General features: G+C 50.1%; 12 protein-coding genes. 4 read left to right on the forward strand and 8 right to left on the reverse strand.

Features of this window, described 5'->3' with window-relative positions:
* Nucleotides 1-167 precede the first annotated feature (167 nt).
* From ndh to hinT, 7 genes are all read right to left on the reverse strand, one after another.
* Nucleotides 168-1,472 carry an NADH-quinone dehydrogenase gene (gene ndh / locus OGV52_RS14950; RefSeq protein ID WP_016152676.1) on the reverse strand — a complete coding sequence of 435 codons (1,305 nt, stop codon included), beginning with the start codon at nt 1,470-1,472 and terminating at the stop codon, nt 168-170.
* Nucleotides 1,473-1,708: 236 nt separating this feature from the next.
* Nucleotides 1,709-2,251: an alpha/beta hydrolase YcfP gene (gene ycfP / locus OGV52_RS14955; protein ID WP_003030817.1), complete on the reverse strand. Its 543-nt coding sequence runs from the start codon at nt 2,249-2,251 to the stop codon at nt 1,709-1,711.
* A gap of 21 nt (nt 2,252-2,272) precedes the next feature.
* Nucleotides 2,273-3,298 (reverse strand): beta-N-acetylhexosaminidase, encoded by a 1,026-nt coding sequence (gene nagZ / locus OGV52_RS14960; RefSeq protein ID WP_287108710.1) that lies wholly within the window; start codon nt 3,296-3,298, stop codon nt 2,273-2,275.
* A gap of 10 nt (nt 3,299-3,308) precedes the next feature.
* Complete coding sequence (gene thiK, locus OGV52_RS14965) at nt 3,309-4,133, reverse strand: thiamine kinase (RefSeq protein ID WP_287108711.1); 825 nt, start codon at nt 4,131-4,133, stop codon at nt 3,309-3,311.
* Complete coding sequence (gene lpoB, locus OGV52_RS14970; RefSeq protein ID WP_181220550.1) at nt 4,114-4,755, reverse strand: penicillin-binding protein activator LpoB; 642 nt, start codon at nt 4,753-4,755, stop codon at nt 4,114-4,116. Before lpoB ends, thiK begins: the two co-directional genes overlap by 20 nt.
* A gap of 13 nt (nt 4,756-4,768) precedes the next feature.
* Nucleotides 4,769-5,143 (reverse strand): YcfL family putative periplasmic lipoprotein, encoded by a 375-nt coding sequence (locus OGV52_RS14975; protein ID WP_019076489.1) that lies wholly within the window; start codon nt 5,141-5,143, stop codon nt 4,769-4,771.
* Between the two features lie 2 nt (nt 5,144-5,145).
* On the reverse strand, nt 5,146-5,505 hold the full coding sequence (hinT, locus tag OGV52_RS14980) for a purine nucleoside phosphoramidase (protein WP_016156204.1): 360 nt from the start codon (nt 5,503-5,505) through the stop codon (nt 5,146-5,148).
* Between the two features lie 348 nt (nt 5,506-5,853).
* Here hinT and fhuE point away from each other — a divergent pair, with 348 nt between their 5' ends.
* On the forward strand, nt 5,854-8,040 hold the full coding sequence (gene fhuE / locus OGV52_RS14985) for a ferric-rhodotorulic acid/ferric-coprogen receptor FhuE (RefSeq protein WP_287108714.1): 2,187 nt from the start codon (nt 5,854-5,856) through the stop codon (nt 8,038-8,040).
* Between the two features lie 76 nt (nt 8,041-8,116).
* Here fhuE and OGV52_RS14990 read toward each other — a convergent pair whose 3' ends face one another.
* On the reverse strand, nt 8,117-9,007 hold the full coding sequence (locus OGV52_RS14990; protein ID WP_200010162.1) for a LysR family transcriptional regulator: 891 nt from the start codon (nt 9,005-9,007) through the stop codon (nt 8,117-8,119).
* A 147-nt stretch (nt 9,008-9,154) separates the two neighbouring features.
* On the opposite strand from OGV52_RS14990, the gene OGV52_RS14995 reads away from it, so the two are divergent.
* The 3 genes from OGV52_RS14995 to hypF are packed head-to-tail and all read left to right on the forward strand — an operon-like array spanning nt 9,155 to nt 13,096.
* The gene (locus tag OGV52_RS14995) at nt 9,155-9,754 is read left to right on the forward strand and encodes a cysteine hydrolase family protein (protein ID WP_047501958.1); all 600 of its coding nucleotides are present in this window, start codon (nt 9,155-9,157) and stop codon (nt 9,752-9,754) included.
* Nucleotides 9,751-10,788 (forward strand): hydrogenase expression/formation protein HypE, encoded by a 1,038-nt coding sequence (gene hypE / locus OGV52_RS15000; protein WP_049282090.1) that lies wholly within the window; start codon nt 9,751-9,753, stop codon nt 10,786-10,788. The genes OGV52_RS14995 and hypE overlap by 4 nt, the downstream gene beginning before the upstream one ends.
* Nucleotides 10,763-13,096 (forward strand): carbamoyltransferase HypF, encoded by a 2,334-nt coding sequence (gene hypF, locus OGV52_RS15005; protein ID WP_287108716.1) that lies wholly within the window; start codon nt 10,763-10,765, stop codon nt 13,094-13,096. Before hypE ends, hypF begins: the two co-directional genes overlap by 26 nt.
* Nucleotides 13,097-13,105 lie beyond the last annotated feature (9 nt).

Below are 13,105 nucleotides of genomic sequence, written 5' to 3' on the forward strand. Positions count from 1 at the left end.
GGGACTTCCTCCTTTTTTGCTATTAGCAACAACTTTGCAACAGAAGGTAAGGAATGCCAATCAGATTACGGATGAAAATAGCACGAGGAGGAGCGAAGGCAGGATGATTCGGAGAACTCTGAAGGAAGGCGCCGGATAAGTACAAACATCCGACGCCATAAGCCGTATTAATGCAGTTTCAGACGCGGGCGGATCACCCGGTTAATGCTGCCAACCAGCATCATCAGACCGGTTTTAAAGTAACCGTGCAGAGCAATCTGGTGCATGCGGTACAGTGAGATGTACACAAAGCGCGCAATACGCCCTTCTACCATCATCGAACCACGGGTCAAGTTACCCATCAGGCTACCCACGGTAGAGAAGTTAGAAAGTGAAACCAGAGAGCCGTGGTCTTTGTACTGATACGCTTTCAGCGGCTTGCCGTTCATCTGCGCCAAAATGTTGTTCATTGCGCAGCTTGCCATCTGGTGCGCAGCCTGAGCGCGCGGCGGCACAAAACCACCTTCCGGGCGAGCGCAGGAAGCGCAGTCGCCAATCGCGTACACGTCGGGATCGCGCGTGGTCTGCAGAGTCGGCTCAACCACCAGTTGGTTAATACGATTGGTTTCCAGACCGCCAATGTCTTTCATAAAGTCTGGCGCTTTGATCCCCGCAGCCCACACCATCAGATCGGCTTCAATGTACTCGCCATCCTTGGTATGCAGTCCGCCTTCATCAGCGCTGGTTACCATCGTCTGGGTCAGTACGCGTACGCCCAGTTTGGTTAACTCATTATGCGCAGCACTGGAAATACGCGGCGGCAACGCAGGCAGAATACGCTCACCGGCTTCTACCAGCGTAACGTTCAGCGCTTCGTTGGTCAGCCCTTTGTAACCATAGCTGTGCAGCTGTTTTACCGCATTGTGCAGCTCGGCTGAGAGTTCAACCCCCGTCGCACCGCCGCCGACAATGGCGATATTTACTTTGCCGTTAGCGCCCAGATTCGCGGAGTACTTCAGGAACAGATTCAGCATCTCCTGGTGGAAACGACGCGCCTGATGCGGGTTATCCAGGAAAATGCAGTTTTCTTTGACGCCCGGCGTATTGAAATCGTTGGAGGTACTGCCCAACGCCATCACCAACGTGTCATACGGGACTTTGCGCTCAGGAACCAGCAGTTCGCCCTTCTCATCGCGCAGCTCGGCAAGAGTAATGGTTTTCGCTTCGCGATCGATATCCACCACCGAACCCAACTGAAACTGGAAACCGTGGTTACGGGCATGCGCCAGATAGCTCAGCGCATCCACGCCTTCGTCCAGGGAACCCGTCGCGACTTCATGCAGTAACGGTTTCCATAAATGGCTGTGGTTTCTGTCCACCAGCGTGATTTTGGCCTTTTTCTTGCGCCCCAGCTTTTTACCCAGCTGCGTCGCCATTTCCAGTCCGCCAGCACCACCGCCGACAATCACGATTCTTTTTAATGGTGTAGTCAACGTGACCCCCTTAAATTTATTAACCAATTGTTAATTAAAAGTTATAGGCATAGCCTTTAATTAACAACAAGTTACGATAATGAAAATGTTCTTCGAGAGTGAGAATAACACGAACGGTGCATTGGTCATACCAAAATTGATGTGTATCAAGTTTTGATGCTGAAAAGATAGACAACACGAACTTTAAGAACAAAAAAACCAGCCCGAAGGCTGGTTTTTTACACGTTCATTGAGGATTAACCTAACGTCTTGAACGCTTTGATGCGCTGCAAATGCGGGGAGATATTCTTAAACTTGTGCGTCTGCTCTTCGTCCCAGACTATCTCGTAAAAATGATGCAGCTCTTCTGACGAACGCTGACTATTGAGCGCTTCATCATGACGTGACAGGATCACCAGGCAGCGATCGCGATTCTTTTCGCGGAAATTGGTCACGCATTTTGTCGCGATATCGGCATACTCTTCAGGCCTGTCGATTTTTCCTTCCATGTTCTCATACGGGAACAGGTTGGGATTAAACACTACCTGACGAATATCACACAGGAAACCAATCCGTTCAGCCCAATATCCCCCGAGCCCCACGCCACAAATCAGCGGACGGTCGTCCACATTAAGCTGCAGCATTTTGTCCACTTCTTTCAGTAGATGCTGCATGTCATGTTTAGGATGCCGCGTACTGTAGCTAATCAGCCTGACATCCGGGTCGATGAACTGTAGCTGCAACACCTTTTCGTGGTTGCCCGGGCTGTTAGAGTCAAAACCGTGTAAATAGATAATCATCGCATCCTCGCCAAACTTGCGTTAATGACCTGCTTTCTCTTGCTGCCAGCGCTCATGAAGCTGGTTGAGCTGGGCGCTTACCGTCTTCCAGCGTGCCGAGTCCATCAGTTCCTGACGTGAAAATGAACCTTTATGATACAAACGTGTAACACGTTCTGCATTGATCGGCGACAGATTATCTAACACACTGACCGCTCCTTTACGATTATTGCAGACCAGGATCATATCGCAACCCGCATCCAGCGATGCCTGACCACGTTCCGCATAGCTTCCCATAATCGCCGCCCCTTCCATCGACAAATCATCGGAGAAAATGACGCCATCGAAACCAAGCTCCTGACGCAGCACCGTTTTCAGCCAGTGTGGCGAACCGCTCGCCGGACGCGGGTCCACGTCACTGTAGATGACATGCGCAGGCATAATGGCATCGAGTTTGTTTTCCGTAATCAACGTCTGGAACACGGACATATCTTTTGCACGAATTTCGGCTTCTGAACGTGGATCGGTTGGGGTTTCTTTATGCGAATCCGCCGTCACTGCCCCATGCCCGGGGAAATGTTTACCGGTAGTTTTCATGCCAGCAGCATGCATACCGTCAATGAAGCGGGTCGCCATAGCCAGCGCTTTCCGCGGATCGGCATGGTAAGAGCGTTCGCCAATCGCCGCGCTGATATGCCCCACATCCAGCACCGGCGCAAAACTGATATCTATATCCATTGCGATCATTTCGCTGGCCATTAGCCATCCGGCGTCCTGAGCCAGATTGCCACCGTCTTCCAGACCGTGCAACGCAGCAAAGGATTGGGCCGCGGGCAGACGCGTAAATCCTTCGCGAAAACGCTGTACCCTGCCGCCTTCCTGATCTACCGCCACCACCAGATGATTGCCTGATGCCGCGCGAATCTGGCGCACTAATTCACGCAACTGTTCCGGGTCATGATAATTTCGGGTAAAGAGGATCAACCCACCTACCAGCGGATGCGCCAGAATCTCACGCTCTTCAGCGTCCAGCTCATACCCTTCGACATCCAACATTACTGGGCCCACACTGCTCTCCTTATCCTTTCATTATTAGCTGCCGCCAGGTTTCATCGGCCAGCCTGATAAATTGTCGATCGCCGGTTTGTCGCCAGCGATACTCAAACCACCCCGCTTTCAGCATTATGACCCAGGGCCGCCATCGTCTGACCTGCCGCCACAGCGCGTTTTGTTCAATGTGCGCTCGTTGGGCGTAGGCGCTAACCAGCCGTTGGTGCTGAGATTCGTCGTTGACCCAAACCGCCGCCAGCTCCAGAGCGATATCACCGTCTCCGGCATATTCCCAGTCAATCAGCCGCAGTCCTGATGCTGTACGTACGATGTTGTCACCGTGGATATCCATATGCAGAGGCCCCAGACGCAAAGGTCGAGGCTCACCGCTTTTCCTGAGTCGCTTCAACGCTCGCAACCAGCATGGCGTGCGACGCGCCGGATCGCCACACTGCCAGTACTGTTCGAGTAGCGGCAGCAGACTGATTCGCCAGCCCAATTGGGGTTGTTGGTGCAGATGATACAATAAGCCAGCGAGTTCGTCGGCGTCCGGTAATCTGGATTCAACCTTACCGTGAAAAAAGTCGACCGCCATCCACCCACGTATATAAAAGCGGGGGCGCGGCGCAAGGCTTTCAGGCAGATGCTTTAACGCGTGATAGTGGCGTAAGAAATGCGATTCCGGCGCGTCAGGGTCGTGATGACAGCGCAACACTAAGCGGTGGGTATCGTGTTTGATGATGCAGCTCCCGCCGCTCAGGCCGCTCTGGTTGGCTACGACGGGATGATACTGCGGGAAATAGCGCGACAACACCTCGTCGCGCGTTAGCCGGTTATTGTTGCTGTACGGCACCTTTACCTGACCAGATTATCTCGCCAGTTTGTACCAGCATTAATTGCATTTGCAGGGCCGGCGAATTGACGTTGCCGGAGGCGCTGGAATAAAGCACATACTGTGCGCCAACGTTACGGGCGATACCAATCGCTTTGCTGCGCGTTCCCAGACTGTCGTTCGGCGACAGACCTAACTGCTGTTTGGCGAGAGCCAACTGCTGGGCGGAAACCAGGGTAAACTTGCCGTTATTCGCCAGCGCGTTCCTCAAGGTCTCGGTGGCTTCACCGGCATTCAACGAGCCGTTGGTCCGGTTATTCACGCTATCAACCAGCAGAACGCCTCCCGCTTTGACGCCGTCAGCCTGCAGCATTTTACCGACCATCGGCTGCATAGCCCCGTTCCAGTCATAGTGACGTTGACGCGGCGTCGGCTGCGCCGTTTGGTCCTCGTGCTCAATCGGACCCGGCTGCTGCGGTATGCTTGGCACCGTTGGTACAACCGGCACCGGCTGTTGCGGCTGCGCGGGCTGTTCCGGCACCGGCTTCACTTCCTCTACGGGTGCGGGCTCACGTTGCGCCACACAGCCAGAGAGAAACATCGCCAGCGCGGCAATCAGTGCGTAGCGATTCATTTTGATCATCAAGATTCACCCCTTACAAATAAAGATAAAGTCTAACCTTGTGCGCCCCCAGAAAATTGGCGCTGCCGTACAGCGTCACCGACGAATGAGCCGGGATAGTCACGCTGCGTGGCGCTTCCAGAGGATGCATTTCCAGTCCTCTGGCGTCATACCAGTAAAACCGATAATGAACGGTAACGGGTTCTTGTCTTTCGTTATAAAGTCGCGAGGATGCTGAGGCCTGAATATCAGACGTGGTTAACGTCGGCTGTTCTGCTGTAATGCCCGACGCCAGAATCGTTGATTCCATCACCAGCGACTGTTCATCACTTACCGGGATTTCAGGATGTGCCCGACAGCCAGCCAGTAGCAGCAAGCTCAGTGAAAGTGCAATGCATCCTCTGGTCATGCTTAGAGACCTTTATGCGCAAGCATTGGACCCAGCGCACGTCCACCCAGCAGGTGCATATGAATGTGATACACCTCCTGACCGCCGTGACGATTGGTATTCATAATTAAACGATACCCATCCGCAGCAATGCCTTCCTGCTCGGCGATTTTCGCCGCTACGGTGATCATGCGACCCAACGCCTGCTCGTGTTCCGCCGTCACATCGTTGACGGTCGGGATCAGGACGTTAGGAATGATCAGAATGTGCGTAGGTGCCTGAGGGGAAATATCACGAAACGCAGTGACCAGTTCATCCTGGTACACGATATCTGACGGAATTTCACGACGGATAATTTTGCTGAATATAGTTTCTTCTGCCACGACGTTTTCCTTTTTCATTAACAGCCCAAGCGTTATGCCATGCTACGCCGGGTCACTCTGCGAGTATAGAGTATGAGCGAGTTACTCACGCTCTTTCAACTTTAACCCTCGATTTTTTAAGCAAAAAGCCCTGCCACTGTTGTTCTTATAACCATTTCCCGTCGCTATTGCTTAAGCATAGTACTGAAACAACATTTTACTTATGCCGTAGCATCTGTTTACACATTGAATGTGAATGCGTATATTTCGCATTTGTATTCGCGTGCGAACTTAATAATTTACAACCAAAGGGTTCATCACAACCTCAGTGATTCGAACTTAATATTAATAATTATCAAGGACTTTTCGATGTCTTTCACAACACACAACGGGGATGACCAACGCCAACCGGGGCTTGCCCCTTCTGTACTGGCAGCCTGCATCACGTTAGCACTATTGCCTTCCACCGGCCTCGCAGCCCCTGCTGAAGAGACGGTGATCGTTGAGGGCTCTGCTCCAGCCACATCCAGCGAGGAGCAGGATTACAGCGTTAAATCAACGACTGCTGGCACCAAAATGCAGATGACGCAGCGCGATATTCCGCAATCGGTCAGCATTATCAGTCAGCAGCGCATGGAAGATCAGCAACTGCAAACGCTGGGCGATGTGATGGACAACACGTTGGGGATAAGCAGAAGTCAGGCGGATTCAGATCGCAGTAGCTATTACTCTCGCGGATTTCAGATTGATAACTATATGGTCGATGGGATTCCGACCTATTTTGAATCCCGCTGGAATCTCGGTGATGCCCTTTCCGACACGGCCCTTTTTGAGCGTATCGAAGTGGTCCGTGGCGCAAACGGGCTAATGACCGGGACGGGTAACCCCTCAGCCTCGATTAATATGATCCGTAAGCATGCCACCAGCCGCGAGTTCACCGGTAATGTTTCTGCGGAATATGGCAGTTGGAATAAACAACGATATGTGACCGATCTTCAAAGCCCGCTCACGGCAGACGGCAACGTGCGCGGGCGCATCGTGGCGGGCTACCAGAATAACGACGCCTGGCTTGATCGCTACAATAGCGAAAAAATGTTCTTCTCCGGGATTGTCGATGCCGATCTGGGCGACACCACCAGCCTGTCTGCGGGTTATGAATACCAGCGCATTGATATCAACAGTCCAACCTGGGGTGGATTGCCGCGCTGGAATACCGACGGCAGTAAAAACAGCTATGACCGCTCGCGCAGCACTGCGCCGGACTGGGCGTACAACGATAAAGACTTCAACAAAGTGTTTGTCACCATCAAGCAACGTTTTGCCGATACCTGGCAGGCGACCATGAATGCCACCCACTCCGAGGTCAAGTTTGACAGTAAAATGATGTACGTCGATGCCTATGTCAATAAAGCCGATGGTACGCTGATTGGCCCGTATGGCAGCTATGGTCCGGGCTATGACTACGTCGGAGGTACCGGCTGGAACAGCGGCAAGCGTAAGGTGGATGCCGTCGATCTGTTCGCCGACGGCGGTTACGACCTGTTTGGTCGTCAGCATAATCTGATGCTGGGCGGCAGCTACAGCAAACAGAATAACCGTTACGAAAGCGCGTGGGCGAACGTATTCCCCAACGAAATCGGCAGTTTCTATACCTTCGATGGTAACTTCCCGGAAACCAACTGGAACCCGCAGTCATTGGCTCAGGACGATACCACGCACATGAAATCGCTCTACGCCGCAACACGTATTTCGCTGGCCGACCCACTGCATTTGATTGTCGGCGCGCGTTATACCAACTGGCGTATCGACACCCTCGCCTACAGCATGGAACAAAACCATACCACGCCGTATGCGGGCCTGGTGTATGACATTGACGATAACTGGTCTACGTACGCCAGCTATACCTCAATCTTTCAGCCGCAGAACAAGCGCGACAGTTCCGGTAAATATCTCTCCCCAATTACCGGCAATAACTATGAACTTGGCCTGAAGTCCGACTGGATGAACAGCCGTTTAACCACCACCCTCGCGGTCTTCCGCATTGAACAGGATAACGTGGGCCAATCAACCGGCGTACCAATTGCCGGTAGCAATGGCGACACGGCCTATAGAGCGATGGATGGAACGGTCAGCAAAGGGGTCGAATTCGAAGTTAACGGTGCGATCACCGATAACTGGCAGATGACGTTCGGCGCGACACGCTATGTTGCTGAAGACAACGAAGGCAATGCGGTAAACCCGAACCTACCGCGTACCACAGTAAAACTGTTTACCCGTTATCGCCTGCCAGCCATGCCGGAACTGACCGTGGGCGGTGGGGTTAACTGGCAGAATCGTGTTTATAGCGATACGGTCACGCCGTATGGCACATTCCGAGCGGAACAGGGAAGCTACGCCCTGGTCGATTTATTCACCCGCTATCAGGTGACGAAAAACTTCTCTGTGCAGGGTAACCTCAATAACCTGTTCGATAAAACCTACGACACCAATGTCGACGGTTCTATCGTCTATGGCGAGCCGCGCAACGTCAGCGTCACCGCCAGCTATCAGTTCTGATTCGAAACACATCACGCTCCACCTGCTCGTCAGGTGGAGTGATATTGATACATTGCGGCGAAAACTCCCCCCTTTTTTACACCACAATAGAGGTATCTCCTGCTACGACCAAGCGCAAAAAATCATCCCGACGATGATTTTTTATTTTTGGGTTCCACACCACACCTATATCCCAGCGTATTTGCTTTTCCATAGGCATTAATAAATTAACATTGGCGGGCAAAAAAGTACGAACGCTTGCGGGTAAAAAGGCAACGCCGTTACCACCAGCAATTAATGCCAGTAACGACGTCATATCATCCGTAGCGGACACCGTAACAGCCTTCAACTGGTTACTTTGGAGAAAATATGCAGTTTGTTCAGCAAGGCAAGGGCTGGTAGACGGATCGAGTTGGAGTAAGGGATATGCCGATAGTGCACTCTGAATATTCATATTGTGTATATCGCTATTCGCCGGCATAGCAAGCGCCAGCGTTTCCTCATAAAGAATATATGAAACCAGACCTTTACTTACAGGTGCCCGCACAAAACCAATATGCAACCGCCCCTCCAACAGCATTTTCATTTGAACACTAGAAGGAAGATGATTAATAACAACCTCACACTCAGGAACTTGCTGATGAAATTGTCTTATCCACTTTGGAACTTGCTGAAATGACGAAATCCCAAAGCCCATAAATAACTTTTCACGATTTTTTGAATTTACCTCTCTCGCATAGTTCAGAAATTCAATATGGGATTGTAAAAGCTCATTTGCTTTAGAGAAAAGCTGCTGCCCCAATACAGTTAAACTTGCGCCATGACGTCCGCGCAAAAAAAGAACGCCACCTGTCAAATGTTCCAGCGTCTGTATCTGCTTTGATAGTGCTGGTTGCGTCAAGAAGAGTTCTTTTGCAGCATTGCTGTAACTTCCTTTCATCGCCAAGGTAACAAAAGCTCGAAGCAGTTTTATATCTATTCCTTTCATTTATTGAACCCTGAAAAAAAATGGAATTATACAAATACCTATAACAGGCCCATGATAGCAAGGGATGGCAATAAAGAAAAATAACTGACCAGTAGAAAACTGTAAAAAAACCCATCAATTAACATTTAATTATAAAGGAATATAAATATGCCAAATGTAGCCGTGCTAACAAATGATTTGCAATATGAGTTTACGTATAAAATCACCCGATCGGCTCAGGAATTAGAACAAAAACTAACAGCATTTAATCAATTTCTTGATGGTGTCAGAAACCAAAACCAGGCCGTCATCCATTTGCAGTTAATAAACGATCCCGACGACCCCGCAGTACAGCGCCGCTATAAAAATCGCGCTGCGGGTATTCCAGCTTTGGCCGGGCGGCCAGAAAACCAAATAATCGACAGTATTTACCACCCTTCTGACCTCATCGTAGTAAAAGGGAGAGACAGTGGTTTCTTTAACAATAACCTCGATGAAACGCTGCAAAATCTGGGCATCAAAACGGTTATCGTGACCGGTTTGCAAACGCATGTCTGCGTTCAAACCACCGCTGCAGATGCTTTTTTCCGCGGATACAATGTGTGGGTGCCAGAGGACTGCGTTTTTGCCCCTTCCACAGATGACACCACTCGCGCCTTAGAGTGGCTTGCCAACTATTGCGCAACCGTTGCCCCTTCAACTGAGATTTTATCGCTGTTGGCAAAACATAGCGATCTTCCTGAGCGCAATGAAGGGAAATCCGCATGAAAAATCCATTAATACAGGAACTGGAACCGACAGATACCGTTGTTCTGGACCATGGGACAGGCGCTCGCCTTAGTCGAGAACTTGTCGAACTAATTGCGGAAATTCTCGGCGATACCTATCTGGGTACCATGGAAGACAGCGCCTTACTCGACCTACCGTCGCGACAAATTGCATTTACTACCGACTCTTTCGTTGTTACACCACTGATCTTTGGTAATGGGGATATCGGTAAAATTGCGGTATGCGGTACCGTCAACGATCTTGCTGTGAGTGGTGCACGTCCGCTGTATCTGACGCTGAGTCTTATTATTGAGGACGGCATGCCCATATCCGAACTCGTCACTGTTATTGAATCGGTCCGCGATACTGCTATTGCGGCAGACGTCAAAATCGTTGCCGGGGACACCAAAGTTGTTGGGAAGGGAGAAGCCGATCGTCTGTTCATTAACACGGCTGGCTTGGGCGTTCTTGAACAGTCCCCTGTTTCAATTAAAAACGTTCGTCCTGGGCAAAAAATAATACTGAGTGGCTATATTGGAAATCACTCTATCCACCTGCTATCCCTGCGAGAAGGACTAGGATTTGAACGAAATATCCTCAGCGACTGCGCCCCACTCAACATGATGATTCGCCAACTTCTCGATACCGTTCCTGCCGGAAAAATTACCTCAATGAGGGATGTAACTCGCGGTGGCCTCTCTGCAGTGCTTCATGAATATGCGCGTGCAGCAAAACATGAAATGCGTTGCGAGCGACAATCTTTGCCGATCCAGCCTGAAACAGCGATGGCGGCAAATATGCTGGGCGTCGATGTCATCAATCTTGCTAACGAGGGATGCCTTTGCTTGTTTGTAGAATCGGATAGTGCAGAAGAAGTGCTCAAACTCTTACAAGCGCACCCGCTTGGCCAAAAGGCCGCGATTATTGGCGAGGTATTAACAATCCCTCAAGCCAAAGTCAGCATGCTTGAACAGGATGGAACCGTATCGACTATAGAGGAGCTCTACGGTGCAGAATTGCCACGACTCTGCTAAGCAATGCGACGCAGTGGAAACCCGGCGTTACCGCATTTGCGGTATCGTCCAGGGGGTAGGATTTCGTCCTTTAGTCCATCGACTGGCTCGCACCTTCGAAGCCACAGGCTGGGTACTTAATGATTCCGAAGGCGTATTGCTGGAGCTACAGGCCACGTCCAGACATATCGCGCAACTCATTGATGAGCTAGTATCTAAACCGCCACCAATGGCCCGCATCAATAGTATTGTGGAAGTACCACGAGAAAATTCGGTTCAACAATACGCAGAATTTAGTATCCGTAAAAGCCGTCAGTTGGCGCGGATGGATACTATTATCCCACCAGATTCAAACGTCTGTCAGGATTGCCTTAATGAAATGTCTGACCCGCTAAACCCGAGGTATCGGTACGCTTTTATTAATTGCACCAACTGCGGGCCACGATACTCAATTATCCAGGCAATGCCTTATGATCGTTCACAAACAACAATGCAAGCCTTTGCAATGTGTCCTGCCTGTCAGCGTGAGTATGATGACATCAATAATCGCCGTTATCACGCGCAGCCCAATGCTTGTCCAGAATGCGGACCAAAACTGGACCTAAGGTCTTGCAACGGCGAAACGATAATCACAAACGATATCGTCAAATTTGCCCTAGCAAGGCTACAAGAGGGCGCGATTATTGCGATGAAAAGCCTTGGTGGTTTTCATCTGGTTGTTGATGCGAATAATGAAAATGCCGTTTCGCAACTGCGAAAGCGCAAGCACAGAGATGCCAAAGCTTTTGCTATTATGGTAAGGGATTCAAATCAGGCAGCTCGCATAGCCCGTGTCAGCGCGCATGAAAAAAAAATTCTGGAAAGTGTTGAGCGCCCAATCGTATTACTGCGTAAACGTAAAAATACACTGCCGGAAATCATCGCACCGCATAACCCCAATATTGGTGTCATGCTCCCATCAACACCACTTCAGTATTTAATGCTAGAAGATACCACAATGCCAGCCCTGGTGATGACCAGTGGTAATCTCTCAGGCCATCCAATCGTATTTGATAATACGAGTGCTATTGTGCAGTTGGGTGAAATCGCAGACTATTTTATTCTTAACGATCGTGACATTCATACTCGTGTCGATGATTCCGTTGTCCGTGTCATGACCCATGGTAATAACCTTTCATTCCTTCGGCGCTCACGAGGTTATGCCCCCTATCCTGTACACCTTACTTCCCGGGTTGATCCGATCATCGCTCTTGGCGCAGAACTAAAAACAACCGTGAGTATAGCGAAGGGTAATGAGGTGTTTATGAGCCAGCACATTGGCGATCTCAAAAATGATCTTACGTTTACATCACACCTTACGTGCGTTAATCATCTGCAAAAGCTTCTTAATATTGAGCCGAAGGTTGTGGCTTGCGATCTCCATCCAGCGTTTCGCTCGACGCGTCGTGCACTGGAACAATCGCAACTGCGGGTTATTCAGGTGCAGCATCATCATGCACACATGGCATCGTGCATGGCTGAAAACGGACTCAGTGGAAAAACTATTGGCGTTGTGTTCGACGGTACGGGCTACGGCGTTGATGGCACTATCTGGGGTGGCGAATTTCTTGTAGGGGATACCAGAAGCGTTAAACGTGCAGCACACCTTCGTTATATCGGCCTACCAGGCGGTGATAGCGCGGTTAAAGAACCCATTCGGATTGCTATTTCGTTATTAACGGAAATCTACGGGGAATATATTCCTGAGCTTTCTATTCCTGGCCTGCAAACATTGTCGGCTGTCCAGAGGGACGTTTTCGCCAAAATGACTTTCCGAAGGATCAATACACCAGTAACCAGCAGTATCGGCCGACTTTTCGATGGCATTTCCGCATTAATGGGCATTTGTACACATATTGAATATGAAGCACAGGCCGCCATTGAATTGGAAGCATTATTGCAGAGCGATCTTCATATGTCGCAACCTTTTTCTTTCTCGATTGTCGAGTCAGAAGACCATCTCGAGGTGGATTATCGCCCGATGGTTCATGAGATGATTACAGCATTAACAGTACACTCCCTCGATTTACCTGAATTAAGCAGACGCTTTCATTCAACTATCGTAGAGATTATTACCGCAGTCTCTACCCGTTTATCTGCCCTTGCCATGACACGGCAAGTTGTACTGAGTGGAGGTGTCTTTTGTAATGCGTTCCTTCTCTACAATGCCCTTGACAGACTGCAAGCGGCCGGACTTAAAGTTTACTGCCATCAACTCGTCCCCACTAATGATGGTGGCATCTCTTTAGGGCAAATTGTCGTTGCATCCAGCCTAAGCCAAACGAATTAAATTAATAAT

It is taken from the genome of Citrobacter sp. Cb041, from assembly GCF_030336655.1.
Classification (GTDB): domain Bacteria; phylum Pseudomonadota; class Gammaproteobacteria; order Enterobacterales; family Enterobacteriaceae; genus Citrobacter; species Citrobacter braakii.